Below are 25,559 nucleotides of genomic sequence, written 5' to 3' on the forward strand. Positions count from 1 at the left end.
CCGAGCCGAGCCGCCCGCACGCACGTCACCCCGCCCGCTCCGCGTACATCTTCGCGATCACCGCCTCGATGTCCGGCTCCCGCACCGACAGGTCCACCAGCGGATACCGCTGCGCCAGCTCGGCCACCAGCGGCGCCGCCGACGCAGAGGCGGGGAACGCCAGCCACTGCCGCGGCCCCTCCACCTTCAGCGTCCGCGCCGACGCCACCTCGATCGGCGGCAGTTCCCGCTCCAGGTCCACCACCAGGGTCCGCTCGCTCTCGCCGATCTCGTGCAGTCCGGCGAGCGCCCCGTCGTACATGAGCCGCCCGTGGTCGATCACCATCACGCGCTTGCACAGCTGCTCGATGTCGGTCAGGTCGTGCGTGGTCAGCAGGACCGTCGTGCCGCGCTCCGCGTTCAGGTCGCGCAGGAACCCCCGCACCTTGGCCTTGGAGATCACGTCGAGCCCGATCGTGGGCTCGTCGAGGTACAGCACCTCCGGGTCGTGCAGCAGCGCGGCCGCGATGTCGCCGCGCATCCGCTGCCCCAGCGACAGCTGACGCACCGGCACGTTCAACAGCTCAGCCAAGTCCAGCAGTTCGACGCAGCGGTCCATGTTCCGCCGGAACACCGGGTCGGGTATGCGGTACATACGGTGCATCAGCCGGTACGAGTCGCGCAGCGGCAGGTCCCACCAGAGCGTGGTGCGCTGCCCGAAGACCACCCCGATCCGCTGCGCCAGCCGGGTCCGCTCCTTCGACGGGTCGATGCCCGCGACCCGGAGCCTGCCGCCGCTGGGGGTGAGGATGCCGGTCAGCATCTTGATGGTGGTGGACTTGCCGGCGCCGTTCGGGCCGATGTAGCCGACCATCTCACCGCGCGGGACGGTGAAGCTGATCCCGTCCACGGCCCGCACCTGGTGCCTCTCCCTGCGCAGCCGGCCCTTCCTGCGCCGTACGTCGAAGACCTTCTCGACGCCGTCGAGTTCGATGAAATCCACTGTGCCCTCAACTTCCCGTACTGCGGTACGAACGGAGCCCGGCCCGCCAGGCCAGCGCCGCGAGCCCGAGACAGCCCGCCGCGACGACGGGCGGCAGCAGCGCGAACCAGTCGGGCAGGCCGATCGGGTCGTCGCGGCCCAGCACGTACAGCGACGGCACCCAGTTGACGAAGGCCAGCGGCACGACGAACGTCACGCCGCGCACCAGGTCCTTCGCGAAGATCGACGGCGGATACTGGAGCAGGGTGTTCCCGCCGTACGTGAAGGAGCTCTGCACCTCGGCTGCGTCCTGCGCGAAGAACTGGAACGCCGCGCCCGCCACGAACACCGACGCGAAGATCGCACTGCCGCAGAGCAGCATCAGCGGCATCATCGCCACCTTCGCCGCCGTCCACTCGATGTCGACGCTCACCAGCGCGTACGTGAGCACCATCAGTCCCTGGGTGATACGCCCGAGGCGGCGCAGCGCGAACCGGTCCGCCGCGACCTGAGCGAGCACCGGCACCGGCCGCACGAGCAGCGTGTCGAGCGTCCCGTCGCGTACGCGGCGCCCCAGCCGGTCCATCGACCCCATCACCAGGTCGGCGAGGCCGAAGGCGGTGCTGGTGGTCCCGTACAGGAACGCGATCTCCGGCAGCGTGTAGCCGCCCAGCGTGTCGACGTGCGAGAACATCAGCAGGATCGCGACGAAGTCCAGGCCGGTGGCCGCGAAGTTCCCGAGCGCCGTCATCGCGAACGACGCCCGGTACGCCATCGTGGACCGTACCCACATCGCGACGATCAGCCCGTACGCCCTGAGCGCGTCAGCCACCCTGGACCACCACCCGGCGCGTCGCCACCGTCTGGAGCATCCGCCCGGCGGCCAGCAGCGCCAGCGCCCAGCCGCCCTGGAAGGCGTACGCCCGGAGCAGGCCCCAGCCCGTGTACGCACCGAGGAACACGTCGGCGGGGACCTGGAGCAGCGACGACCACGGCAGGGCCCTCGCCACCTCGCCGAGCAGCCCGGGGAAGAGGTTCAGCGGCAGCAGCATCCCCGAGAAGAACAGGCCGGCCAGCCAGCACATCTGCATCACCCCGGCGCCGTCCATCAGCCAGAACGCCGACAGCGCCACCAGGAACCGCACCGCGAAGCTCACCACCACGCCCAGCGCCACGGACACCAGGAAGGCCAGCCACGTCAACGGCGAGGCGGGCAGCGCCAGATCGAAGGCCAGCGCGCCGAGCACCATCGGCACGATGCCCCGCCCCAGCAGATGGAAGGCCGCCCGGCCCAGGTCCCCGGCCAGCCACCACAGTTGGAGGTCGGCCGGGCGGTAGAGGTCGATGGCGATGTCTCCGGTGCGGATGCGCTCGATCAGCTCGTCCTCGAAGCCGCCGCCCATCATGGCGCAGGTCATCAGCAGCGCCTGGCCCAGCCACACATAGGTGAGCGCCTGGGACTGGTCGTATCCGCCGAGCTGAGGACGCGCGTCCCAGAGGGCTGTATAGGTGTACGCCAGGATGAAGCCGAAGACGGTGTTGGTGAACACCCCCGCCGCCGTCGCCACCCGGTACGTCGCATAGCGCCGGAACCCACCCGCCGCGACGACCGCATAGAGCCGCACGACCACTCCCCCTCCACGCGACCGCCCGGGCACCAAAGCGCACGACCCTAGCCGAGCGCGGTCGGCCACCGCGAGGGGATTTCCGGTGCCGGGAGCCCCCGAATACGGGGGACAGCGGGCGAAAAAGTGCAGTATGTGTTCATGAGCGACGAGCCGCAGCAGCAGGGCTGGACACCCCGGGACGCGACGGCAGCCGACCCGTCCGACAAGGACAAGGCCGACGACAAGGCCGAAGACAGGGCCGAGGAGAAGGGCCCCGATACGGGCAAGGGCGGCAGGGCCAAGGGCAAGAAGCCCGAGGCCGAGGCGGACGAGGCTCCCGACGCGGACCCGGCCCCGGACCCCGATCCGGACGCCCCCGAGGACTCCGCCACGGCCGACGCCACCCACACGGCCGACGACCCCGACGCCGAATCGGGGCCAGGCGACGACGGGCCGCCGGCCACCGGCACCACCGCGGCCGACGGCGCAGGCGCAGGCGCCAAGAAGACCCGCAAACGCCGCCCCCGGCGCACCGGCTGGCGCCGCGCCGTCCCCACCTGGCGCATCACCGTCGGCAGCCTGCTCATCGCGTCGCTGCTCGGCATCGGCGCCCTCGTCACCGGCTACCTGCTCGTCGACATCCCGCCCGCCAACGCCGCCGCCACCGCCCAGACCAACGTCTACCTCTACGCGGACGGCACCCACATCGCCCGCGACGGCGACATCAACCGCGAGAACGTCTCCCTCGACAAGATCCCGCTCCCCGTCCAGCAGGCCGTACTAGCAGCCGAGGACCGCGACTTCTACAGCGAACCCGCCATCGACCCCCAGGCCATGGTCCGCGCCGCCTGGAACACCGTCACCGGCAAGGGCAAGCAGTCCGGCTCCACCATCACCCAGCAGTACGTCAAGAACTACTACCTCGGCCAGGAACAGACCGTCACCCGCAAGGTGAAGGAGTTCTTCATCGCCATCAAGCTCGGCCGCAACCAGAGCAAACGCGAGATCCTCGAGGGCTACCTCAACACCAGCTACTTCGGCCGCAACGCCTACGGCATCCAGGCCGCCGCCCACGCCTACTACGGCAAGGACGTCGAGGACCTCGACGTCGCACAGGGCGCCTACCTCGCCGGACTCCTCAACGCGCCCAACTCCTACGACGCCGCCACCCACCCCGAGAAGAAGGACGCGGCGGTCGCCCGCTGGAACTACGTCCTCGGCGGCATGGTCAAGGAGAAGTGGCTCAGCCGCGAGGACCGCGAGGACCTGACGTTCCCCATGCCCCGTCAGGCAAGGCCCTCCAGCGGACTGTCCGGCCAGGGCGGCTACATCGTCCAGGCCGTCGAGGGCCATCTCGCCGCCCGCGGCATCCTCGACGAGCAGACCCTCGCCACCGGCGGCTACCGCATCACCACCACACTCCAGCGCCCCAGACAGGACGCGCTCACCGCCGCCGTCAACGACCGGGTGATCTCGAAACTCGACAGCGAACGCGAGGCCGACCGCGACGTCCGCGTCGGCGGCGCCTCCATCGAACCCGGCACCGGCAAGGTCGTCGCCATGTACGGCGGCATCGACTACACCCAGCAGTACGTCAACAACGCCACCCGGCGCGACTACCAGGTCGGCTCCACCTTCAAGCCGTTCGTCCTCGCCGCCGCCTTCGAGAACCACGCCGTCACCCAGGAAGGCCGGCCCATCGCCCCCAACGCCATCTACGTCGGCGACAGCAAACGCCCCGTCCAGGGCTGGAACGGCCCCCGCTACGCCCCCGAGAACGAGGACGACGTCTCGTACGGCCCGATCCCCGTCCGCGAGGCCGCCGACAACTCCGTCAACGCCGTCTTCGCGCAGATGGCCGTCGACGTCGGCCCCGCCCGCGTCATGAGCACCGCCATCGCCCTCGGCCTGCCCAGCACCACCCCGGACCTCAGCCCCTCGCCCTCCATCGCCCTCGGCCCGGCCACCGCAAGCGTCCTCGACATGACCGGCGCGTACGCCAGTCTCGCCGACCACGGCAGGCACACCCCGTACACCCTCGTCGAGAAGATCACCAAGAACGGCGTCGACGTCGCGATCCCCGAGACCCGCACCGTGCGGGCCGTCAGCCGCGAGGCCGCCGACACCACTACCTACGTCCTGCGCGGCGTCGTCGACGGCGGCACCGGCTCCGCCGCCCAGTCCGCCGGCCGGCCCGCTGCCGGCAAGACCGGCACCGCCGAGGAGGACAGGGCCGCCTGGTTCGCCGGCTACACCCCGGAACTCGCCACCGTCGTCGCCGTCATGGGGCAGAACCCGAAGACCGGCACCCAGACATCGCTGTACGGGGCGCTCGGCATGTCACGCATCAACGGCGGCGGCGCACCCGCCGAGATCTGGGGGCAGTACACCGCAGCCGCCCTCGAAGGCACCGCGGTCCGCGACTTCGAACTGCGGCTCGCACCCGGCGCCGACGACCCGCCCCCGGAGCGGCGCGACCCCAGCGACCCCAACGACCCCAACGACCCGAGCGGCTCCGGCGACCCCGAGGAGGCCTACCGGCCCCGCGACCCGGGCGAGCAGGCCGGCGAAGGACGCGACAGCGGCCCGTACGGCTCCGGCGGCGCACGGCCCGGCACCAGCCGGCACCCCGGCGCGCCCGGAACCGCACCCGGCGGGACCCCGGGCAGCACCGCACCGACCGGACCCGCCTCGACACCGCCGGCGCCGTCCACTCCCGGCGTGGCCGCCGGGCGGGCTCAGTGACCCGAGGTCGCCTTCAGACCGACCACCGCGACCAGCAGCAGACAGACGAAGAAGATCCGGGCGGCGGTCACCGGCTCGTTCAGCACCACCATGCCGACCACCGCCGCACCCGCCGCCCCGATCCCGACCCACACGCCGTAGGCCGTACCGATCGGCAGCGTCTTCGCGGCGTGCGACAGCAGCAGCATGCTCGCGACGATCCCGGCACCCGTGAACACGCTCGGCCACAGCCGGGTGAACCCCTCGGTGAACTTCATCCCGATCGACCAGCCCACCTCGAGCAGACCGGCGACAACAAGCAGAACCCAGGCCATGACGGCACCTCCGAGACGCGGACCAACGCGAACGACAACAGGTGCGTCGTCTTTGCCTGCCCGGTACGGCGCGTCTCGTCGGGGTCCCTCCAACGTAACAAGCCACCCGGCCCGGGCAGCACAAAGGGCCGGTGACCCCGGCCACCAGCCCTCACGCCGCTGCTACAGATACAGCCCCGTGGAGTCCTCCGACCCCTGGAAACGGTCCGCCGCCACCGCGTGCAGATCCCGCTCCCGCATCAGCACGTACGCCACTCCCCGCACCTCGACCTCGGCCCGGTCCTCGGGGTCGTACAGCACCCGGTCCCCCGGCTCCACCGTCCGCACGCTCTGCCCGACCGCGACCACCTCGGCCCAGGCCAGACGCCGGCCCACCGCGGCGGTCGCCGGGATCACGATGCCCCCGCTGGAACGCCGCTCCCCCTCCGGAATGTCGGTCCTCACCAGGACCCGGTCGTGCAGCATCCGGATGGGCAGCTTGTCGTGCTGGGGGCTGTGCTCATGGCTGTTGGCGCTCACACGACGAACTTACCTGCCCGGCGGCCCCCGAAGCGCCCCAGGGTCACGAACGGCGCCTGCGCGCCGACATCGCGAGCAGACCCACCAGACCGACCGCCACCAGCGCCACCGGCACCACCCGTTCCAGCCTCGGCGACCCGTCCTCGGACACGAACTTCTCCTTCACGTCCGAGACCGTCCGGTTCACCGCGACGAACGCGCGCCCCGCCGTCCGGTCCACCGCCCCGGCGACCCTGGCCTTCGCGTCACCCATGACCGTCTTCGGGTGCATCCGCACACCGATCTCGTCGAGCGTCTCCGCGAGCTGCTCGCGCCTGCGGACGATGTCCGCCTCGATCTGCGCAGGGGTCCTGGCATCCGACACCGCGCTGCCTCCGTGGTCGTGTCCGGTAATCCTTCGTCGACAGTCTGTCAGCTGAGCCACGACTGCACCCGGCGGCACCCCCATTACGCTCGACGCCGTACACCGATTCCGACCGCGCGCACCGCAGCCCCACCGAGGAGAACCATGAGCGAGCGACTCCAGCCCGGCGACACCGCCCCCGCCTTCACCCTGCCCGACGCCGACGGCAACGAGATCTCCCTCGCCGACCACAAGGGCCGCAAGGTGATCGTGTACTTCTACCCCGCCGCCCTCACCCCCGGCTGCACCAAGCAGGCCTGCGACTTCACCGACAACCTCGAACTGCTGGCCGGCGCCGGCTACGACGTCATCGGCGTCTCCCCGGACAAGCCGGAGAAGCTCGCCAAGTTCCGCGAGAAGGAGGACCTCAAGGTCACCCTCGTCGGCGACCCCTCCAAGGAGGTCCTCACCGCGTACGGCGCCTTCGGCGAGAAGAAGCTCTACGGCAAGACCGTGACCGGCGTGATCCGCTCCACGATCGTCGTCGACGAGGACGGCAAGGTCGAACGCGCCCTCTACAACGTCAAGGCGACCGGCCACGTCGCCAAGATCATCAAGGACCTCGGCATCTGACCCCACCGCCGGCCCGCCCCGACAAGCGGGGCGGGCCAATTGCCACGCGGTCACCAGCACTTGGTGCAGGGGTGGGCGAGGGAGGACCTCGTAGACGGGTTCGACTCAACGACCTCCGCACGGCCCAGTACAGTAGTCGCGCGCGCATGCGCCCGTACGCCAAGGGCTGAGCGGCGATCTTTAGGTGGTCGTGTTTGTCGGTTCGAATCCGACCGGGCGCACGAATGCCGAGGGCCCGGTTCGCGAGTTTCGCGAACCGGGCCCTCGGCATTGCACCGGGCGTCAGCCCAGGAGCTCCTTCACCACCGGGACCAGCGCCCGGAAGGCCTTGCCGCGGTGGCTGATCGCGTTCTTCTCCGCCGGGGTCAGTTCCGCGCAGGTACGGGACTCGCCGTCGGGCTGGAGGAGCGGGTCGTAGCCGAAGCCGTTCGTGCCCTGCGGGGCGTGGCGGAGGGTGCCGGTGAGGCGGCCCTCCACGACGCGTTCCGTGCCGTCCGGGAGGGCGAGCGCGGCCGCGCAGGCGAAGTGGGCGCCGCGGTGGGGGGTGTCGATGTCCTGGAGCTGGGCGAGCAGGAGCTCCAGGTTGGCCCGGTCGTCGCCGTGGCGGCCGGCCCAGCGGGCGGAGAAGATGCCGGGCGCGCCGCCGAGGACGTCGACGCAGAGGCCGGAGTCGTCGGCGACGGCGGGCAGGCCGGTGGCCCTGGCGAGGGCGTGGGCCTTGAGGAGGGCGTTCTCGGCGAAGGTGACGCCGGTTTCCTTGACGTCGGGGATCTCCGGGTAGGCGTCCGCGCCGACGAGGTCATGGGTGAGACCGGCGTCGGCGAGGATGGCCCTGAGTTCGGTGATCTTTCCGGCGTTGCGGGTGGCGAGGATCAGTCGGGTCATGGGCTCGATTATCCGGGCGTGCAGACCTTGCCGATCTCGGTGGCCGCGTCGGTGACGGGGCTGATGTCGGGGGTGGCGTCGCCGTTCTCGATGGACTTGCGGACGTTGTCGACGCCGGTGCCGAGGTCGTCGACGGCCTTGCTGAGGTCGGCGTTGTCGGACTTGTCGCCGAGGCTGTCGAGTTCGCGGTCGATGTCGTCGAGCGCTTCGCGGGCCTTGGTGGGGTCCTCGGTGGCGGTGGAGACGGCTTCCTGGAGCTTGCTGACGCTGGTGGCTATCGCGTCGGCCGTCTCGACGCAGTCGAGCGCCTTGTCGAGGGCGCTGCAGCCGACGGCGGCGGGCAGGATGAGGGCAGCGGCGGCGATGGTGAGTGCGGTACGGCGGCGCGCAGACATGTGGAACGGTCCTCCCCGGGTTACGGCCGGGCGCACGGTTCGGCCCGTGCGCCCGTGTGTACTACGACGCCCCTGAGGGCGTTCTTGGTTGCTTCTTTACTCTGCGGTGCGGCTTTACTCCGCGGTGCGGCTTTACTCCGCGCTGCGGGCGAGTGCCTCGACCTGGAGTGCGGCGAGGTCGGCGCAGCCGCCGGTGGCGAGGTCGAGGAGCGCGTTGAGCTCCTTGCGGTCGAAGGGCTCGGCCTCGGCGGTGCCCTGGACCTCGACGAAGCGGCCGTCGCCGGTGCAGACGACGTTCATGTCGGTCTCGGCGCGTACGTCCTCCTCGTAGCAGAGGTCGAGGAGGGGGGTGCCGTCGACGATGCCGACGCTGACGGCGGCGACGGTGCCGGTGAGGGGCTGCCTGCCCGCCTTGATGAGTTTCTTCGTCTGCGCCCAGGCGATGGCGTCGGCGAGGGCGACGTACGCGCCGGTGATGGCGGCGGTGCGGGTGCCGCCGTCGGCCTGGAGGACGTCGCAGTCGAGGACGACGGTGTTCTCGCCGAGGGCCTTGTAGTCGATGACGGCGCGCAGGGAGCGGCCGATGAGGCGGCTGATCTCGTGGGTGCGGCCGCCGATCTTGCCGCGTACGGATTCGCGGTCGCCGCGGGTGTTGGTGGAGCGGGGCAGCATCGAGTACTCGGAGGTGACCCAGCCTTCGCCGCTGCCCTTGCGCCAGCGGGGGACGCCTTCGGTGAAGGATGCGGTGCAGAAGACCTTGGTGTCTCCGAAGGAGATGAGGACGGAGCCCTCGGCGTGCTTGCTCCATCCGCGTTCGATGGTGACCGGGCGGAGCTGTTCGGGGGTGCGGCCGTCGATTCGAGACATGGTGCCGAGCCTATCGGCAGACGGGTGAGGGGCCTGTTCCGGTCGGTCGGAATCAGGCCCCTCGTGGTGCTGGTGTGGTGGGTGAGGTGTCAGCTCACATCATGTCTTCGATGTCGGCGGCGATCGGGTCGGCGTCGGTTCCGATGACGACCTGGATGGCGGTGCCCATCTTGACGACTCCGTGGGCGCCGGCGGCCTTGAGCGCGGCCTCGTCGACGAGCGCGGGGTCGGCGACCTCGGTCCGCAGACGGGTGATGCAGCCCTCGATCTCCTCGATGTTCTCGATACCGCCGAGCCCGGCGACGATCTTCTCAGCCTTGCTGGCCATGTCTTTCTCCCTGCGTTCGGAGCGTTGAGCGCTGCGTGGCCCACCGCCGCGGGCTGCCGCCCCGGCCCACCGTAGGCCGGGTTTGTCACGGTAACGCACGGTTGGCCCATCTTCACGGGCGAGTAACCGTCTTGTACCGAAAGATGACGATCACCGGCGCCCTGTCGTGCGACCGGGCCCCAGGACCGTACCGCGACTGGTCTACACCAGTCTGCAACACCTGCCAAACCAGGCCAGTTCCGGGAGGACCCCGATGAGCTCCGAGAGCGCGGCCGCGCCGCGGAAGAAGCCGCCGAAGAAGTGGTGGAACGGCCTCTTCCAGGGACTCCAGAAGGTCGGCCGCAGCCTCCAGCTCCCGGTCGCGGTGCTGCCCGCGGCGGGGCTGCTCGTCAGCCTCGGCCGGCTGTTCGAGGCGTATCTCGACGGGGCTTTCTGGGACAGGACCTCGGAGGTCCTGATCCTGGGCGGGGGCGGCATTCTCGACGGCAGCCTGGGGCTTCCCCTTCTCTTCTGCATCGGGGTCGCGATCGGTTTCGCCAAGAAGTCGGACGGTTCGACCGCACTCGCGGCGGTCGCCGGCTTCCTCGTCTACTACAACGTGCTCAAGGCGTTCCCGGTGGACGGCACGGTGACCGCGGAGCTGCCGGAGGGCACCCCGCAGAACCCGGGCGTACTCGGCGGCATCCTGATCGGCCTGCTGACGGCCGTGGTCTGGCAGCGCTTCCACCGCACCAAGCTGGTCGACTGGCTGGGCTTCTTCAACGGCCGGCGGCTCGTCCCGATCATCATGGCGTTCCTGTGCTGTGTGCTGGGCGTGCTGTTCGGCCTGCTCTGGGACCCGGTCGGCGACGGACTGACCGCCTTCTCGCGGGGCCTGATCGACCTGGGCGCCTGGGGCGCGGGGATCTTCGGTCTCGCGAACCGGCTGCTGATCCCGATCGGCATGCACCAGTTCCTGAACACCTTCTTCTGGTTCCAGGCGGGCGAGTACCGGGGCGCGGACGGCGAGGTGGTCCAGGGCGACCTGACTCGCTTCTTCGCGGGCGATCCCGACGCGGGCCTGTTCATGTCCGGCTTCTTCCCGATCATGATGTTCGGCCTGCCCGCGGCCGCGCTGGCCATCACCCACTGCGCGCGCCCCGAGCACCGCAAGCGGGTGGCCGGCCTGATGTTCTCGGTCGGCCTGACGTCGTTCGTGACGGGGGTGACGGAGCCGATCGAGTTCTCGTTCATGTTCGTGGCGCCCCTGCTGTACGGGCTGCACGCCCTGCTGACCGGCGCGTCGATGGCGATCACCTGGGCACTGGGCGCGCACGCGGGGTTCAGTTTCTCGGCGGGCCTGATCGACTACATCGTGAACTGGCATCTGGGTACGAAGCCCTGGCTGATCCTGCCGATCGGCGCGTGTTTCGCGGTGATCTATTACGTCGTCTTCCGATTGGCGATCACTTTCTTCAACATTCCTACGCCCGGCCGGGAGCCGGAGGAGGTCCAGGAGGAGATGGAGCGCGACGCGACGAAGTAGCCGCCTTTCCGCCCGTAAGGGCAGGTGAGCGGGCCCTCGGGCCGTGCCGGTCCGGGGGTCTTCGCATGGGTTGTCCGGATCGTTATCCGGTCCGGAAAATCCGAAGGTTCCTTATCTAACCCTCACCGTGCTACAACAGGTCTACACCACTGAGTGGTGTAGACCATGCGGTCCAGACCACAGGCCGCATTCCCCTTGAGACGCCGCCCTCCCCGTAGTCATGTCCTCCGGCGGCGCCTTGCCCACAGGAGGAAGTTGATGTCCACGGCCAGCGCCGCCCCCGAGGCGGACAAGAAGAAGACGGGCGCGCGGGTGATGGCTGTCCTGCAGCGCATCGGACGCAGCCTGATGCTGCCGGTCGCCGTGCTGCCCGCCGCCGCGCTCCTGGTGCGCTTCGGCCAGCCCGACATGCTCGGCAAGGAGTCCTTCCCGGACTTCATCAACAAGATCGCCGGGTACATGTCCGCCGGCGGCGGCGCGCTCCTCGACAACATGGCGCTGCTGTTCGCCGTCGGTATCGCGATCGGATTCGCCAAGAAGTCGGACGGTTCGACGGCGCTGGCGGCCGTCACCGGCTACCTGGTCTTCAAGGCCGTACTGGGGACGTTCACCGACGGCAGCCTTCCTGAGGAAGCGATCGTCGTCGACGGCAAGATCGTCATGGTCGAGAAGGCGGTCAACGCCGGTGTCCTCGGCGGTGTGGTCATGGGCATCGTCGTCGCCCTGCTCTACCAGCGCTTCTACCGCACCAAGCTGCCCGACTGGGCCGGCTTCTTCGGCGGCCGCCGTCTCGTCCCGATCCTCTCGGCCTTCGCGGGTCTGCTCATCGGCATCGTCTTCGGGCTGATCTGGCCCTGGCTCGGCACCGGTCTGCACAACCTCGGTGAGTGGCTCGTCGGCTCCGGCGCCGTGGGCGCGGGCATCTTCGGTGTCGCCAACCGCGCGCTGATCCCGGTCGGCATGCACCACCTGCTGAACTCCTTCCCGTGGCTGCAGGCGGGCTCCTACGAGGGCAAGAGCGGCGACATCGCCCGCTTCCTGGCCGGTGACCCGACCGCCGGACAGTTCATGACCGGCTTCTTCCCGATCATGATGTTCGCCCTCCCGGCCGCCTGCCTCGCGATCGTGCACTGCGCCCGTCCCGAGCGCCGCAAGGTCGTCGGCGGCATGATGTTCTCCCTGGCGCTGACCTCGTTCGTCACCGGTGTGACCGAGCCGATCGAGTTCACCTTCATGTTCATCGCGCCGGTGCTGTACGCGATCCACGCGGTGCTCACCGGTGTGTCCATGGCGCTGACCTGGGCGCTCGGGATGAGGGACGGCTTCGGCTTCTCGGCCGGTGCCATCGACTTCGCCCTCAACCTGGGCATCGCCTCCAACCCGTGGGGGCTGGCCGTGGTCGGTCTGTGCTTCGCGGCGGTCTACTACGTCGTGTTCCGCTTCGCGATCACCAAGTTCAACCTTCCGACGCCGGGCCGCGAGTCCGACGAGGAGCTCGCCGAGCTGCAGAAGGCAGAGGCGAAGTAGGCCGCACGGCCTGGTGAACGCCCCTGGTGAACGCCTCGGCCCCCGTCCTGGAGAACAGGGCGGGGGCCGAGGCGTTCGTACGTCGAAGATGCGGCGTCAGACCTCGTACACCGCGCCCGGGTGGGCCACGTCCGTCGGGCCGGTGTAGACGGCCGTGGCGTCGCTCAGGGTCCGGCTCGGGTCCGTCCACGGGGGGATGTGGGTCAGCACCAGCCGGCCCGCGTTCGCGCGCTGCGCGTAGGCGCCCGCCTCGCGGCCGTTGAGGTGGAGGTCCGGGATGTCCTCCTTGCCGTGCGTGAAGGACGCCTCGCACAGGAACAGGTCCGCGCCCGCGGCCAGGTCGTCCAGGCCGTCGCAGACGCCGGTGTCGCCGGAGTACGTGAGCGTCCTGCCGCCGTGCTCCAGCCGGATGCCGTACGCCTCGACGGGGTGCGCCAGCCGTTCGGTGCGCACGGAGAACGGGCCGATCTCGAAGTGCCCCGGCTTCAGGGTGCGGAAGTCGAACACCTCGCTCATGGAGGAGGCGGAGGGCGTGTCGGCGTAGGCCGTGGTCAGCCGCTGCTCGGTGCCTTCGGGGCCGTGGACCGGGATGGCGGGGCAGCGGCCGCCGTCGTGGCGGTAGTAGCGGGCGACGAAGTACCCGCACATGTCGATGCAGTGATCCGCGTGCAGGTGGCTGAGGAAGATGGCGTCGAGGTCGTAGAGACCGCAGTGGCGCTGCAGCTCGCCGAGGGCGCCGTTGCCCATGTCGAGGAGCAGCCGGAAGCCGTCGGCCTCTACGAGGTAGCTCGAGCAGGCCGATTCCGCGGACGGGAACGACCCGGAGCAGCCGACGACGGTGAGCTTCATGGAGCTGGAACCTCCGTGGACGGGGAGGGCTGGGGGAAGGTCGTGCGGTCCGTCGAGCGTAAGGCGCGAAAGGGCCGGTCGCTCCTCAGCCGCCCCGTGTTGTGTGCGATGTCACCCCCCGTCCCGAGGGTGGGACGAGGGGTGACATCTCGCAGTTCGTGTGAAGTTGTGACCGGTGCGTACCGGTGCGATCAGGCCCAGAGCTGCCCCTGCAGGGTCTCGATCGCCGCTTCGGTGGTTTCCGCCGTGTAGACGCCCGTCGACAGGTACTTCCAGCCGCCGTCGGCGACGACGAAGACGATGTCGGCCGTTTCGCCCGCCTTGACCGCCTTCTTGCCGACGCCGATCGCGGCGTGGAGCGCCGCGCCGGTGGAGACGCCGGCGAAGATGCCCTCCTGCTGGAGGAGTTCACGGGTGCGGATGACGGCGTCCGCGGAGCCGACCGAGAAGCGGGTGGTCAGCACGGAGGCGTCGTAGAGCTCGGGGACGAAGCCCTCGTCGAGGTTGCGCAGGCCGTAGACGAGGTCGTCGTAGCGCGGTTCCGCGGCCACGATCTTCACGTCGGGCCGGTGCTCGCGCAGATAGCGTCCGACGCCCATGAGCGTGCCCGTGGTGCCGAGGCCGGCGACGAAGTGGGTGACGGACGGCAGGTCGGCGAGGATCTCGGGGCCGGTGGTGGCGTAGTGGGCGCCCGCGTTGTCCGGGTTGCCGTACTGGTAGAGCATCACCCAGCTCGGGTTCTGCCCGGCGAGTTCCTTGGCGACGCGGACCGCGGTGTTGGAGCCTCCCGCCGCGGGGGACGGGATGATCTCGGCGCCCCACATCTTGAGCAGGTCCCGGCGCTCCTGGGAGGTGTTCTCCGGCATGACGCAGACGATGCGGTAGCCCTTGAGCTTGGCCGCCATCGCCAGCGAGATGCCGGTGTTGCCGCTGGTGGGCTCGAGGATGGTGCAGCCGGGGGTGAGGCGGCCGTCCTTCTCCGCCTGCTCGACCATGTGGAGCGCGGGGCGGTCCTTGATCGAGCCGGTGGGGTTGCGGTCCTCGAGCTTGGCCCAGATCCGGACGTCACCGGAGGGCGACAGGCGCGGGAGCCGGACCAGGGGCGTGTTGCCCACGGCCGCCAGCGGGGAGTCGTAGCGCATCGGGGATCAGACCATCCCGCCGGCGACGGCCGGGAGGATGGTGACGCTGTCGCCGTCGGAGAGCTTGGTGGAGATGCCGTCGAGGAAGCGGACGTCCTCGTCGTTGAGGTAGACGTTCACGAAGCGGCGCAGCTGGTCGCCGTTGGTCTTGTCGACGATGCGCTCCTCGATGCCGTTGTGGCGGCTCTCGAGGTCGGCGAAGAGTTCGGCGAGCGTGTCCCCGTTGCCCTCGACCGCCTTGGCGCCGTCGGTGTAGGTGCGGAGGATGGTCGGGATGCGGACCTCGATGGCCATGACAGGGGCTCCTGTTGTCGTGGTGGCGTAGGGGCGCGCGGCTCTGGCCCCCGCGCGTGGGGGTCGTGCTGGCTGGTGGTGCGCTCGTACGTCAGGCTGAGCTGTTACGGGCGGACGGGGCGCAATTCCGTACACATCGCGCTGGCGAGGCGGCACAGGTCGACGTGCAGCCGCGCAACGAGCAGCAGCATGCTCGGCGTCTTGTCGCTCACGTCAGGGAGAACCATGCGCTCATCGTATCGATTCCCGGTCCGCATCCCGGAGTGTGATCTCGCATCGTGGACCTCGGCCGCTCAGTATGCGGGCAGGGGTGTTTCAGTACGCCTCGACGACCTTGACGTCCTCTTCCGTGATCACGCCATCCACGATGCGGAACGAGCGGAACTGGAACGGTCCCGCGTCGTCGGTGTCGGCGGTGGAGACCAGCACGTAGTGGGCGCCGGGCTCGTTGGCGTAGCTGACGTCGGTGCGGGACGGGTACGCCTCGGTGGCCGTGTGGGAGTGGTAGATGACGACCGGCTCCTCGTCGCGGTCGTCGAGCTCCCGGTAGAGCTTGAGCAGGTCGCCGGAGTCGAACTCGTAGAACGTGGGCGACCGGGCCGCGTTCAGCATCGGGATGAAGCGCTCGGGGCGGTCGGTCCCCTCCGGTCCGGCGACGACGCCGCAGGCCTCGTCGGGGTGGTCCTCGCGGGCGTGGGCGACGATCTGGTCGAAGAGGGCCTGGGTGATGGTCAGCATGGGCTCAGGATAAGCAGACGCCGGCGCCGTACCGATGGGCGGTACGGCGCTGCCCGGATGGTGGACCGCCCGCTCCGAGGAGGACGCCGGGCGTCGATGGCGCCGCCGTTCACGGCCGACTGGATCTGCCGGCGCCGGGCTGCCTGCGAACGGAAACGCGCAGACGACTCCGCCCGCGCCGGGGACCGGCGCGGGCGGAGTCGGTGAAGCGGTACGGCCGGCGTCAGAGGGCCTTGACGGTCTCACCCTCCGACTCTTCACCCTCCGACTCTTCGCCCTCGGGCTCACCGGCCCGCCTGGCCCGGACGAACTCGAGGAAGATGTTGAGCTCCCGCTTGACGATCGGTGCCAGCAGGTACAGGCCGATGATGTTGATCACGGCGAGCATGAAGAGCACGGCGTCGGCGAGGTCGATCAGCGTCTGCAGCGTCAGCAGCGAACCGGAGACGGCGATCACCGCGTAGATCAGGAAGAACGTGTTCTCACTGGCCTTGCTGCGGCCGAAGAGGTACGTCCAGGCCTTGAGGCCGTAGTAGCCCCAGGTGATCAGGGTGGAGAAGGCGAACAGCAGCACCGCGACGGTCAGGACGTACGGGAACCACGGCATCGCGGTCTCGAAGGCGTCGGAGGTGATGACCACGCCGCCGACGCTCTCGCCGGCACGCGCCTCGGCCCAGCTGGCCGGGTTGGCGATGACGATCGTGAGCGCGGTCATCGTGCAGATAACGACGGTGTCGATGAACGGCTCCAGCAGGGCGACCAGGCCCTCGCTGGCGGGGTGCTTCGTCTTCACGGCCGAGTGGGCGATCGGCGCGGAGCCGAGGCCGGCCTCGTTGGAGAACGCGGCCCGCTTGAATCCTTGGATCAGGGCACCCAGGACACCACCGACCACACCCTCGGGGCTGAAGGCACCGCTGATGATGGTGGAGACGGCCGAGGGGAGTTCCGTCACGTTGAAGAGGATGACGACCAGACAGGCGGCGATGTAGATGATGGCCATGGCCGGGACGAGCCGGCTGGTGACCGAGGCCACCGACTTCATGCCACCCAGCAGCACGATGCCGACGAGCACTGCGATGATCACACCGAAGATCAGTGCACCGGTGGAGGACCCGATGGCGCCACCTTCTCCGCCGGAGACCGAGACCAGCTGCGCATAGCTCTGGTTGACCTGGAAGAGGTTACCGCCGAAGAGGCCGAAGAAGAGCAGCATGATCGAGGCGAGGACCGCGAGGACCTTGCCGAACGCCTTGCCGCCGGAGCCGAACCGCTCCGCGAGGCCCTTGGGCAGGTAGTGCATCGGACCGCCCGAGACGGTGCCGTCGGCGTGCACCTCTCGGTACTTCACGCCGAGGGTGACCTCGACGAACTTGGTCGCCATGCCGAGGAGACCGCAAAGGATCATCCAGAAGGTGGCACCGGGGCCGCCGATGGAGACGGCGACGGCGACACCCGCGATGTTGCCGAGACCGACGGTGCCGGAGACCGCGGCGGTCAGGGCCTGGAAGTGGTTGACCTCACCCGCCGACCCCTTCTCGTCGTACTTGCCGCGCACCACGTCCACAGCCAGGCGGAACCTGCGGAACTGGACCAGGCCGAACCAGCTACTGAAGACGAGACCGGCGAGAACCAGCCACGCGACGATGAGGGGTACTTCCGCGCCGTTGACGTTCACGGAATAGAAGACGATCTTCCCGAGCGCTGTGGCGATCGGTTCGACGAAATCGCTGACGGCATCGTCGATCGAAGTGGTGATGGACTCGAGTGACATGTGTCTACCTCGTGAGCGGGGGAGGTGCTGGCATGGCGCAGCAGTTCAGGTGACGGATTCCGAATGGACGCCGCAGTCCGGGCGGCGGCCTTGCCCACCAGGCGCGTCCGCGGACTCGGATGCCGGTGGTTCGGATGTTGGTACGACGGGTTTCGGACCTGTCCGCGGTTGAACAGGTTGAGGGGGCGGACAAGTTGCGAAGTTCTACCACGTGCTGCGCCGAGTGGTTAGTGACGCAGATCACACATGTTCGCGTCAAGGGCCCGTGGGCAGGAGAAACCCGGGCGCGGTGATGGGATCGTTATCCGGATTTGAGCATTCGCTGAGCGAACGGACCCACCAGTTGCCCTATGCACGGATTCCGGACGGCGTCGACCGCCGGCGGCCGGTAAGCGACCCTCAGGGCAGCAGCGTCTCGACGAGCGTCTCCTGGAGCGCACCGAGCCACAGGTACGCCATGACCATGGGCTTGCGCGGGTCGGAGTCGGGTAGGCGGTACAGCGCGTCGTTCTCGTCGTCCTCGCCGACGTCGAGGCGGGTGCCGATGGTCAGCCGCAGGTCGTTGAGGGCGCCGAGCCAGTGGAGGCAGTCGTTGGAGTCCAGTTCCAGCACAGCTCCGTCGTCGCCGACGGGGGCCAGGGAGTCCAGGGTCTTCACGACCGCGAGGGCGTCCTCGCGCTTACGGGTGCGCAGGTCGTTCTCGGTGAAGCGCCGGAACTCGGAGGACGCGGCGCGCAGCTCCTCGTCCGGCACGCCGGCCTCGGGGTCCGCGTAGGCCTCAGGGAAGAGGCGGGCGAGAGCCGGGTCGGAGGGCGGCTCGCTCGGCCCCTCTGCGAAGAGGGCGGCCAGCGGGTCCTCGCCCTCCGCGGGCTCGTCGCCGGGCCCGATGAGCTCCAGGAGCTGGACGGCCAGCGAGCGCAGGATCGCGACCTCGACCTCGTCCAGGCGTACGGCCGCCCCGCCGCCGTCGAGCGGCTCGAAGTGAGAGCTCATCAGCCGCGGTCCTGGGTGAGCGTCGCCCACAGTCCGTATCCGTGCATCGCCTGCACGTCACGCTCCATCTCCTCGCGGCTGCCGCTGGAGACGACGGCGCGTCCCTTGTGATGGACGTCGAGCATCAACTTGTGCGCCTTGTCCTTCGAGTAGCCGAAGTAAGCCTGGAAGACGTAGGTGACATAGCTCATCAGATTGACCGGGTCGTTGTGCACCAGCGTCACCCAGGGCACATCGGGCTCGGGGACGACATGCGTCTCCTCCGCCGACTCCGGTCGTTCGATCTCTACGGGCATCGTCACTCAACCCATGCTGCCACCCGGGGGGCCGCATCGCACAAACGGCCCGGCCCGGATGGGACGACCCGTCAGAAACCGGATGGGGAACCCGCTCCGCGGCGACATCTCGTCAGAGTGACGAAATGTGCGCTAGCATCGCGTCATGAACGCTGCAGACCTTGGGCTGCCGGTCGACGTGCCGTCCACCGCGCTCTTCACGGACCAGTACGAGTTCACGATGCTGCAGGCGGCGCTGAAGGCCGGCACCGCCGAGCGGCGATCCGTCTTCGAGGTCTTCACCCGCCGCCTGCCCGAGGGCCGGCGCTACGGCGTGGTCGGCGGAACGGGCCGGGTGCTGGACGCCGTCGAGAACTTCCGCTTCGACGCCGGCGTCCTCGGCTTCCTGCGGGAGCAGCGCATCGTCGACGAGCCCACGCTCGAGTGGCTCGCCGGCTACCGCTTCCGCGGCGACATCTGGGGCTACCCGGAGGGCGAGGTGTACTTCCCCGGTTCGCCGATCGTCCGGGTCGAGGGCTCCTTCGCCGAGTGCGTGCTGCTGGAGACCGTGATCCTCTCCATCCTCAACCACGACTCCGCGATCGCCGCCGCCGCGTCGCGGATGTCGGCGGCGGCGGGCGGGCGCCGGCTCATCGAGATGGGCGCGCGCCGCACCCACGAGCTGTCGGCCGTCGCCGCGGCCCGCGCCGCGTACGTCGGCGGCTTCGACTCCACCTCCGACCTGGCGGCCGGCTTCCGGTACGCCATCCCCACCGTCGGCACCAGCGCGCACGCCTTCACCCTGCTGCACGACAGCGAGCGCGGCGCCTTCCAGGCCCAGGTCGACTCGCTCGGACGGGGCACGACCCTGCTGGTCGACACCTACGACGTGGCCGAGGCCGTCCGTACGGCCGTGGACATCGCCGGCCCCGAGCTCGGGGCCGTACGCATCGACTCCGGCGACCTCCTGCTCGTCGCGCACCGGGTGCGCCAGCAGCTCGACGAGCTGGGCGCGACCGACACCAGGATCGTGGTCACCTCCGACCTCGACGAGTACGCGATCGCCTCGCTGGCCGCGGCCCCCGTCGACGCGTACGGGGTCGGCACGCAGCTGGTCACCGGCAGCGGCCACCCCACCTGCTCGATGGTCTACAAGCTCGTGGCCCGCGCGCGGTCCGCCGATCCGGCGGCGCCGCTGGAGCCGGTGGCCAAGAAGTCCCTGGGCGGAAAGATGTCGGTCGGCGGCCGCAAGTGGGCGGCCCGCCGCCGGGACGCCGACGGGATCGCGGAGGCCGAGGTCGTCGGCGTCGGCGCACTCCCTGCGGAACTCGCCGACCGGCAGCTGCTGGTGGAGCTGGTCAAGGACGGCCGGGTCGTCGCCCGCGAACCGCTGGACGCGGCCCGCGACCGGCACATCGCGGCGCGCGCCGGGCTGCCGATGTCGGCGATCCAGCTCTCCCGGGGCGAGCCGGTGATCCCGACCGAGTACGTGTGAGGCCGGCGGTGCGGGCGGGGCGCATGAAGCGCCCCCGATCGGGCACGTGTAGGCCGCGGGGCCGTGACTCTCCCGTACGGGGTGGCGAGTGTCTAGGCTCGGTGGTTCCGTGCGTTCCGCTCGCGTCCTGACCGTTCTCTCGCCTGCCCTACCTCCTCTCCCCGCTCCCCTACGCCACCGAAGGAAGCCCGCCATGCACCGCGCCTTGATCGTCGTGGACGTTCAGAACGACTTCTGCGAGGGCGGCAGCCTCGCGGTGGCGGGAGGCGCCGATGTCGCGGCCGCCATCACCGAGCTGATCGGCCAGGCCCAGCCGGGCTACCGCTATGTGGTCGCCACCCGCGACCACCACATCGAGCCGGGCGCCCACTTCTCCGAGAACCCGGACTTCGCCGAGTCGTGGCCGCCGCACTGCGTGGCCGGCACGGAGGGCGTCGGCTTCCACCCGAACTTCGCGCCGGCCGTCGCCTCCGGCGCGATCGCCGCGGTCTTCGACAAGGGGGCGTACGCGGCGGCGTACAGCGGCTTCGAAGGCAAGGACGAGAACGGCACGACGCTCGCGCAGTGGCTGCGGACGCACCAGGTCGCCGAGGTCGACGTGGTCGGCATCGCGACCGACCACTGCGTCCGTGCGACGGCGCTGGACGCGGCGCGGGAGGGCTTCCGCACGCAGGTGCTGCTGGACCTGACGGCGGGGGTGTCGCCGGAGACGACGGCGCGGGCGCTGGAGGAACTGCGGGGCGCGGACGTGGAACTGACCGGCAAGCCGGTCGTCTGACCCCTGCCGCTCCGCTGCGCGGGGCCTGTTCCCCTCCCCGCCCCTTCCCACAACCGGGGCAAGCCCCGGACCCCGTACCGCCCTGCGGGCGGGCGGGCCGGGCTTCGCCCGGGCCCGGTACCGCGCTTCGCGCGGTGGCCTCAATCTCCCCCTACGGCCTGGCGGCCGTGGGAGGTGCCCCCAGGCCGGGCTTGAGTTGCCCGGCAACTCAGCCCCGCCGGCGTTTGAGGCGCGGGGGTCCGGGGGCGGAGCCCCCGGTTCGGGAAGGGGCGGGTAGGGGAACAGCCCGCCGCAGGCGGCCCCGCGGAAACCCGTCGTCAGGCCGGGTCGCGGAGGAGGGCGCGGGCCGGGTGCCAGAAGGGGGAGACGGCCTGGGTGGGGCGCCACAGCAGGCCCTCGGGGTGGTGGAGCACCGCCGTGATCTCGTCCGGCGTCGGCGGCTCCGCGTTCCCCCGCAGATACACCGCCCGGAACCCCAGATTCCGCAGCCGCGTCAGCGCCCGCGCCCGGTTCGCCGCGTGGACCAGGAAGCGGACCGTGCCGCCCCCGCCGGCCGGGCTCGGCAGGCTGAGCGCGACCACCACGCTGCCGTTCGGCAGCTTGCAGAAACCTCCGCCGGGCATGCGGAACCACTCCCCCGTCAGTCACTGTCAATAAGAACCTCGGTCAGACGCACCTAAACACGATCGGCCGCCGCCCGCTAGAGGGCGACGGCCGATCATGCTGTGACCTGCAGTGTTACGAATTACTTGGTCGACGGACCGACCTTGACCGTGATCGTCCGGCCGTGGCGCGGCTCGTCGACGATCGAGATCTTGGTGTTGGTGTCAGTTACCTTGACGCTGCCCGTCGGGTTCTCGGGGTACCAGTAGGTCCCCTTCCGGTCGTCGAAGACCGGGTTGCCGCGCTGCGAGGAGATCCAGTGCGGCTGGTCCGCGTTGTGCAGCCAGAAGCTGTCCGTGCGGTACCGGCTGAACGTCGAGTCGAACGACTGCATCCTGTTGCGGAGCAGCTTGCCGTCCGACCACTTCATCGGCTTGGCGTGGGCGTCGATCGGAAGGACCAGACCCTGCCCGTGGTGGGCGCTGGTGTTGTTGTCCTTCTGGGAGGTGTCCCACTGCCAGATGAGCAGACCGTTCTGGTACGGGTAGTGCTCGACCCAGCTGTCCCGGGGCGCCTTGAACCCGAAGTTGTACGGGCCGACCGCGAGGGTCTTGTCGTACGACACGTACTGGCGGTTCTCGGCGATGTAGTACTGCTCGTACTCGAGCGTGAACGACTCACCGATGCGGTTGAAGCCGCTCGCGGTCCAGCCCTCGACCTCGCCCTCGGCGTTGTCGGTGAAGACCGGCGCACCGTCGGCCGTGACGGTGATGGCGTCGGCCGCGAAGCCCTTGCCGGCCACGCCGCCGTCCGTCTGGTAGCGGAAGCGGACGTCGACCTTCTGGCCCGCGTAGGCGTCCAGCGAGTAGACGAGCTTCTGGTGGCCCGTGGAGGGGCCGGTCAGGGCCGGCTTGTCGCTGGCGTCACGGGGGATGGCCTGGCCGTCGGCCGTGCCGTCCACCGTGGTCCAGTTGGCGCCGCCGTCCGTCGACACCTCGGTGTAGAGGTAGTCGTAGTCGGCCTCGATGTCCCACCAGCCGTCGAGCTCCAGCGAAGCCGTGGACTTGCCGGTGAGGTCGACCGAGCGGGACAGGGTGTTCTTGAGGTCGTCGCCCATGTCGCTCCACCACTGCATGGATCCCTCGGCGGGCTTCACGACAGTCGTGGTGACGGCCTTCTTCGGCAGCTCGACGACGAGCGCCTGCGGCTTCTTGGTGTTGTACGCCGACACACCCAGGGTGTGGGTGGACTTCGTCGCCGCCTTGGCCGTCTCGTAGTTGAGCCAGCCGAGCTGCAGCTTGTCCCAGGCGGTCATGTCGCCGGGCATGTCACCGATGGTGTCCTTGCCGGCGCCGAGCCAGGAGCCGGACGACATCAGGGTCCAGAAGCCGGTCGAGTTCTCGCCGCCGCCGGAGGTGTCGTAGTGGTCCGGCAGACCGAGGTCGTGGCCGTACTCGTGGGCGAAGACGCCGAGGCCGCCGTTCTCGGGCTGCACGGTGTAGTCGCCGACCCAGATGCCGGTGTCGCCGATCTGGGCGCCGCCGGCCTTGTTCTCCGCCGGGCCGGAGCGGCCCACGTCGGTGCCGTAGGCGTACCAGCGGTGGGCCCACAGGGCGTTGGGGCCCTGGGCGCCGCCGCCGGCCGACTCGTCCTCGCCCGCGTGAACGAACTGGAAGTGGTCGATGTAGCCGTCGGACTCGTTGAAGTTGCCGTCGGCGTCGAAGTCGTAGCGGTCCCACTTGTCGTACTCGGCAAGTGTCGCCTTGATCTCGGCGTCGCTCCGGCCCTTGGCCTTCTGGTCCTCGACCCAGGCGTTCACACCGTCACGGACGGCGTCCCAGGCGTTGGCGCAGTTGGACTGGCCGCAGTAGTTCGAGCCGTAACGGGCCTCGTTGTAGTCGACCTTGACCCAGTCGGAGACCGTGCCGTCGACCGTGTAACGGCCGGAGGAGGTCTTCTCGTAGTAGGTCTTCAGGGAGTGCTTCGGCTGTCCGTTCTCATCCTTTCCGGTGCCGAAGTACAGGTCCTGGAAGTGCTGCTGGTCGTAGTCCGCCTGCCAGGCGGTCGTGTTGTCCTTCGACCGGTCGGGCTCGGCGATCTCGTTGTGCAGCGGACCCGGCTCGCCGCCGTACTTCTTGACGGGCGGCTTGGGGCCGTCGGGCCCGTCCGGGTCGTACATCGTCGTGTCGTCGACCTTGTCGCCGAACTCCACGAGGATGGTGAAGATCTTGTCGGACTTCTCGCGCTCGAGCTCGACGTACTTCTTGTCGTCGAGCTTGACGACCTTGGAGCCGCCACGCGTCTGCACATCGGCGTCGCCCGCTATGACCTGCTCGAGAGCGGCCTGACGCTGACTTTCCTGCTCCTTGCTGAAGGGTCCTTCGAGGTCGTGCTCGACATGGCCCTTGTGCGGTGCCGGGTCGTGCCGCTCGATGCCCGCAGGGTCCGACGGCTTCTGGCCGTCGGCCTGCGCACTGGTGAACGCCGAGGCGGTCGCAGTGGTCGCGGCAAGGGCCACGAGCACCGCGGACGCTCTGAACGTCCGTCGCTTGCTGGTCACTTGATGGTGTCCTCCCCCGCGTCCCGTTGCTGCTGCGGACCGGTTTGTGGGGTCGTCCGCGCGCACGGTATCGCGTCTCAAGTGACGACATTCGACCGGAGTTGACGAAGAAAAGACAGCCCTTGACTTGGACAGGCCAACTGCACTATGCGGAGCCCAGATCCGCTATCCGGACGATGGCGAATCAGGACAAGAGGCGCACGATTTAAGCCACTTGGGTGGACGGATGAACCAGTGCGCCCCCCATGCTCCGGCACCGTGGGTTAGGTCACGCTTACTGCCGGTTCCGCACGGGCATCCACCGTCGTAGAGTCTCGCGTCAGTGCGAACTTCGCCGAGACTCCGCCCTGCCCCTGTCCCGAGGACGGATACCGTCATGCCGCGTCCGACTGCCGCACAGCTCGCCTACGGTTCGGCCACCGTCGTCTTCTCGACCGTCGCCCTCCTGCTGCTGACCCGCACCACCAACGGCGTCGCGGTCGCTGCGATCGGCATCGCCTCACTGGCACTGGGACTTCTGGTCGCGGTGTCGTTCCCCCAGCGCCGCAGGACCGGGCCGGCCGGGTCCGCCGCGGCGGACCCGGCCGTGTCGAACGCCGCCCCCGACCCGCTCAGCGACCGGGTCCCCGCGGCGCGTACGCACACCGGGGCCGAGGCCAGGGTCGGCGAGCACTCACTGCGCCGCTGACACCACGACGGTCTTGCCCGCCTTGTCGTGCAGGCCCTGCCGGTACGGCTTGTCGGCGTACACCGTGATGACGATGACGAACCACCAGACGCAGTAGCAGCACACCAGCGCGGGCACCCACAGCACGGCCGCGCGCAGGAGCGAGGAGCCGACGTCCGGCACGCGTCCGTCGTTGAGCATCGCGGTCCGCAGCTTCATGATCTTCTTGCCGACGGTCTGCCCGTTGTTCTTCGCCGTCATGAGCGTGTCATAGCCGACGTAGGCCACCAGGCTGATCAGCGACCACAGCCACTGCTCACCGGAGTTCACCCGGTCCGTGACGTCGTCCCAGTCGTCGCCGCCGTAGCTCCCCTCGATGCCGCCGAAGATCAGCGAGATGAGGATGAGCGGCACAAAGACGATGATCATGTCGATCAGCCTGGCCAGCACCCGCTTGCCGAACGGGGCGAGCGGCGGCATCCCCGCGAGCGGATCGGCGCCGTACGGGCCGCCGGGGGCGCCCGCGCCGTACGGAGTGCCGCCGGCGCCTCCGTACGGGCCGCCGGCGGGTGTGTCGTACGGCGAACCGCCGCCCGCGGGAGGCGGTGTCGGCTCGCCGGGCCCCTCCGGCTCCTGAGGCCTCTTGCGCAGCGGGTCGTCGTCGGGCTGCGGTCCGGTCGGCGGCTGATCGTTGCTCATGGGGGCAGTGCATCCCGGCCCCCGGGGCCCCGCAACGGCTCACGTG

Annotated in this window: 28 protein-coding genes, 1 tRNA gene and 1 riboswitch; of the genes, 8 read left to right on the top strand and 21 right to left on the bottom strand. The window is 69.7% G+C overall.

The window, feature by feature from the left end:
- Positions 1-25 precede the first annotated feature (25 nt).
- The 3 genes from ACWD01_RS02165 to ACWD01_RS02175 are packed head-to-tail and all read right to left on the bottom strand — an operon-like array spanning position 26 to position 2,586.
- Complete coding sequence (locus tag ACWD01_RS02165) at positions 26-982, bottom strand: ABC transporter ATP-binding protein (RefSeq protein WP_451157121.1); 957 nt, start codon at positions 980-982, stop codon at positions 26-28.
- 7 nt (positions 983-989) lie between these two features.
- Positions 990-1,793 (bottom strand): ABC transporter permease, encoded by an 804-nt coding sequence (locus ACWD01_RS02170; RefSeq protein WP_451157123.1) that lies wholly within the window; start codon positions 1,791-1,793, stop codon positions 990-992.
- On the bottom strand, positions 1,786-2,586 hold the full coding sequence (locus ACWD01_RS02175) for an ABC transporter permease (RefSeq protein ID WP_451157125.1): 801 nt from the start codon (positions 2,584-2,586) through the stop codon (positions 1,786-1,788). Before ACWD01_RS02175 ends, ACWD01_RS02170 begins: the two co-directional genes overlap by 8 nt.
- 141 nt (positions 2,587-2,727) lie before the next feature.
- Here ACWD01_RS02175 and ACWD01_RS02180 point away from each other — a divergent pair, with 141 nt between their 5' ends.
- Entirely contained in the window at positions 2,728-5,313 is a 2,586-nt protein-coding gene (locus ACWD01_RS02180) for a transglycosylase domain-containing protein (protein ID WP_451157127.1), read from the top strand.
- Here the strand turns inward: ACWD01_RS02180 and ACWD01_RS02185 are convergent.
- From ACWD01_RS02185 to ACWD01_RS02195, 3 genes are all read right to left on the bottom strand, one after another.
- Positions 5,307-5,627 (bottom strand): DMT family transporter, encoded by a 321-nt coding sequence (locus ACWD01_RS02185; RefSeq protein WP_451157129.1) that lies wholly within the window; start codon positions 5,625-5,627, stop codon positions 5,307-5,309. The two genes, ACWD01_RS02180 and ACWD01_RS02185, sit on opposite strands and share 7 nt — an antisense overlap.
- Positions 5,628-5,667: 40 nt before the next feature.
- A riboswitch (guanidine-III (ykkC-III) riboswitch) is annotated at positions 5,668-5,731 on the bottom strand.
- 58 nt (positions 5,732-5,789) lie between these two features.
- Entirely contained in the window at positions 5,790-6,146 is a 357-nt protein-coding gene (locus tag ACWD01_RS02190) for a GroES family chaperonin (protein WP_451157131.1), read from the bottom strand.
- Positions 6,147-6,189: 43 nt separating this feature from the next.
- The gene (locus ACWD01_RS02195; RefSeq protein ID WP_451157133.1) at positions 6,190-6,510 is read right to left on the bottom strand and encodes a DUF3618 domain-containing protein; all 321 of its coding nucleotides are present in this window, start codon (positions 6,508-6,510) and stop codon (positions 6,190-6,192) included.
- 144 nt (positions 6,511-6,654) lie between these two features.
- Between ACWD01_RS02195 and bcp the strand changes: the two genes are divergently transcribed.
- Together bcp and ACWD01_RS02205 are read left to right on the top strand one after the other, a co-directional pair.
- Positions 6,655-7,122, top strand: a complete 468-nt coding sequence (gene bcp / locus ACWD01_RS02200; RefSeq protein WP_451157135.1) for a thioredoxin-dependent thiol peroxidase — start codon at positions 6,655-6,657, stop codon at positions 7,120-7,122.
- 148 nt (positions 7,123-7,270) lie between these two features.
- Positions 7,271-7,343: transfer RNA gene (locus ACWD01_RS02205), tRNA-Leu, on the top strand.
- A gap of 61 nt (positions 7,344-7,404) precedes the next feature.
- Here ACWD01_RS02205 and rdgB read toward each other — a convergent pair.
- The 4 genes from rdgB to ACWD01_RS02225 all read right to left on the bottom strand — a co-directional run bounded on the left by rdgB (position 7,405) and on the right by ACWD01_RS02225 (position 9,696).
- Positions 7,405-8,007, bottom strand: coding sequence for an RdgB/HAM1 family non-canonical purine NTP pyrophosphatase (gene rdgB, locus ACWD01_RS02210; protein WP_451157137.1), 603 nt, complete (start codon positions 8,005-8,007; stop codon positions 7,405-7,407).
- An 8-nt stretch (positions 8,008-8,015) separates the two neighbouring features.
- Entirely contained in the window at positions 8,016-8,402 is a 387-nt protein-coding gene (locus ACWD01_RS02215; RefSeq protein ID WP_451157139.1) for a hypothetical protein, read from the bottom strand.
- Between the two features lie 132 nt (positions 8,403-8,534).
- Positions 8,535-9,269, bottom strand: a complete 735-nt coding sequence (rph, locus tag ACWD01_RS02220; protein WP_451157141.1) for a ribonuclease PH — start codon at positions 9,267-9,269, stop codon at positions 8,535-8,537.
- 94 nt (positions 9,270-9,363) lie between these two features.
- A complete protein-coding gene (locus ACWD01_RS02225; protein ID WP_451157143.1) occupies positions 9,364-9,696 on the bottom strand; it encodes a glucose PTS transporter subunit EIIB in 333 nt (110 codons plus the stop codon).
- 154 nt (positions 9,697-9,850) lie between these two features.
- Here ACWD01_RS02225 and ACWD01_RS02230 point away from each other — a divergent pair, with 154 nt between their 5' ends.
- Positions 9,851-11,122, top strand: coding sequence for a PTS transporter subunit EIIC (locus tag ACWD01_RS02230; protein ID WP_451157145.1), 1,272 nt, complete (start codon positions 9,851-9,853; stop codon positions 11,120-11,122).
- A 258-nt stretch (positions 11,123-11,380) separates the two neighbouring features.
- Entirely contained in the window at positions 11,381-12,649 is a 1,269-nt protein-coding gene (locus ACWD01_RS02235; RefSeq protein WP_451157147.1) for a PTS transporter subunit EIIC, read from the top strand.
- 96 nt (positions 12,650-12,745) lie between these two features.
- Here ACWD01_RS02235 and ACWD01_RS02240 read toward each other — a convergent pair whose 3' ends face one another.
- From ACWD01_RS02240 to clpS, 8 genes are all read right to left on the bottom strand, one after another.
- Entirely contained in the window at positions 12,746-13,498 is a 753-nt protein-coding gene (locus ACWD01_RS02240; protein WP_451157149.1) for an MBL fold metallo-hydrolase, read from the bottom strand.
- A 191-nt stretch (positions 13,499-13,689) separates the two neighbouring features.
- Positions 13,690-14,640, bottom strand: a complete 951-nt coding sequence (locus ACWD01_RS02245; RefSeq protein ID WP_451157151.1) for a PLP-dependent cysteine synthase family protein — start codon at positions 14,638-14,640, stop codon at positions 13,690-13,692.
- A 6-nt stretch (positions 14,641-14,646) separates the two neighbouring features.
- Complete coding sequence (locus ACWD01_RS02250) at positions 14,647-14,934, bottom strand: MoaD/ThiS family protein (RefSeq protein ID WP_356889390.1); 288 nt, start codon at positions 14,932-14,934, stop codon at positions 14,647-14,649.
- Positions 14,935-15,038: 104 nt separating this feature from the next.
- Complete coding sequence (locus ACWD01_RS02255) at positions 15,039-15,161, bottom strand: putative leader peptide (RefSeq protein ID WP_451157153.1); 123 nt, start codon at positions 15,159-15,161, stop codon at positions 15,039-15,041.
- 88 nt (positions 15,162-15,249) lie between these two features.
- Positions 15,250-15,672 (bottom strand): Mov34/MPN/PAD-1 family protein, encoded by a 423-nt coding sequence (locus tag ACWD01_RS02260; protein WP_451157155.1) that lies wholly within the window; start codon positions 15,670-15,672, stop codon positions 15,250-15,252.
- A gap of 223 nt (positions 15,673-15,895) precedes the next feature.
- Complete coding sequence (locus ACWD01_RS02265) at positions 15,896-17,443, bottom strand: alanine/glycine:cation symporter family protein (protein WP_451157157.1); 1,548 nt, start codon at positions 17,441-17,443, stop codon at positions 15,896-15,898.
- Between the two features lie 399 nt (positions 17,444-17,842).
- Positions 17,843-18,436 (bottom strand): DUF2017 domain-containing protein, encoded by a 594-nt coding sequence (locus tag ACWD01_RS02270; RefSeq protein ID WP_356889382.1) that lies wholly within the window; start codon positions 18,434-18,436, stop codon positions 17,843-17,845.
- Positions 18,436-18,732, bottom strand: a complete 297-nt coding sequence (gene clpS / locus ACWD01_RS02275; RefSeq protein WP_356890206.1) for an ATP-dependent Clp protease adapter ClpS — start codon at positions 18,730-18,732, stop codon at positions 18,436-18,438. The genes ACWD01_RS02270 and clpS overlap by 1 nt, the downstream gene beginning before the upstream one ends.
- Positions 18,733-18,877: 145 nt before the next feature.
- Here clpS and ACWD01_RS02280 point away from each other — a divergent pair, with 145 nt between their 5' ends.
- A complete protein-coding gene (locus ACWD01_RS02280; RefSeq protein ID WP_451157159.1) occupies positions 18,878-20,206 on the top strand; it encodes a nicotinate phosphoribosyltransferase in 1,329 nt (442 codons plus the stop codon).
- Between the two features lie 193 nt (positions 20,207-20,399).
- Positions 20,400-20,984: an isochorismatase family protein gene (locus tag ACWD01_RS02285; protein WP_451157161.1), complete on the top strand. Its 585-nt coding sequence runs from the start codon at positions 20,400-20,402 to the stop codon at positions 20,982-20,984.
- Positions 20,985-21,301: 317 nt separating this feature from the next.
- Here the strand turns inward: ACWD01_RS02285 and ACWD01_RS02290 are convergent, their stop codons facing one another.
- Together ACWD01_RS02290 and ACWD01_RS02295 are read right to left on the bottom strand one after the other, a co-directional pair.
- A complete protein-coding gene (locus ACWD01_RS02290; protein ID WP_451157163.1) occupies positions 21,302-21,607 on the bottom strand; it encodes a hypothetical protein in 306 nt (101 codons plus the stop codon).
- Between the two features lie 122 nt (positions 21,608-21,729).
- Positions 21,730-24,147, bottom strand: coding sequence for an immune inhibitor A domain-containing protein (locus tag ACWD01_RS02295; protein WP_451157165.1), 2,418 nt, complete (start codon positions 24,145-24,147; stop codon positions 21,730-21,732).
- A gap of 376 nt (positions 24,148-24,523) precedes the next feature.
- Between ACWD01_RS02295 and ACWD01_RS02300 the strand changes: the two genes are divergently transcribed.
- On the top strand, positions 24,524-24,835 hold the full coding sequence (locus ACWD01_RS02300; RefSeq protein WP_451157167.1) for a hypothetical protein: 312 nt from the start codon (positions 24,524-24,526) through the stop codon (positions 24,833-24,835).
- Here the strand turns inward: ACWD01_RS02300 and ACWD01_RS02305 are convergent.
- Positions 24,821-25,513 carry an RDD family protein gene (locus ACWD01_RS02305; RefSeq protein WP_451157169.1) on the bottom strand — a complete coding sequence of 231 codons (693 nt, stop codon included), beginning with the start codon at positions 25,511-25,513 and terminating at the stop codon, positions 24,821-24,823. The genes ACWD01_RS02300 and ACWD01_RS02305 overlap by 15 nt on opposite strands.
- Between the last annotated feature and the right edge of the window lie 46 nt (positions 25,514-25,559).

Source organism: Streptomyces sp. NPDC002835, assembly GCF_053591995.1.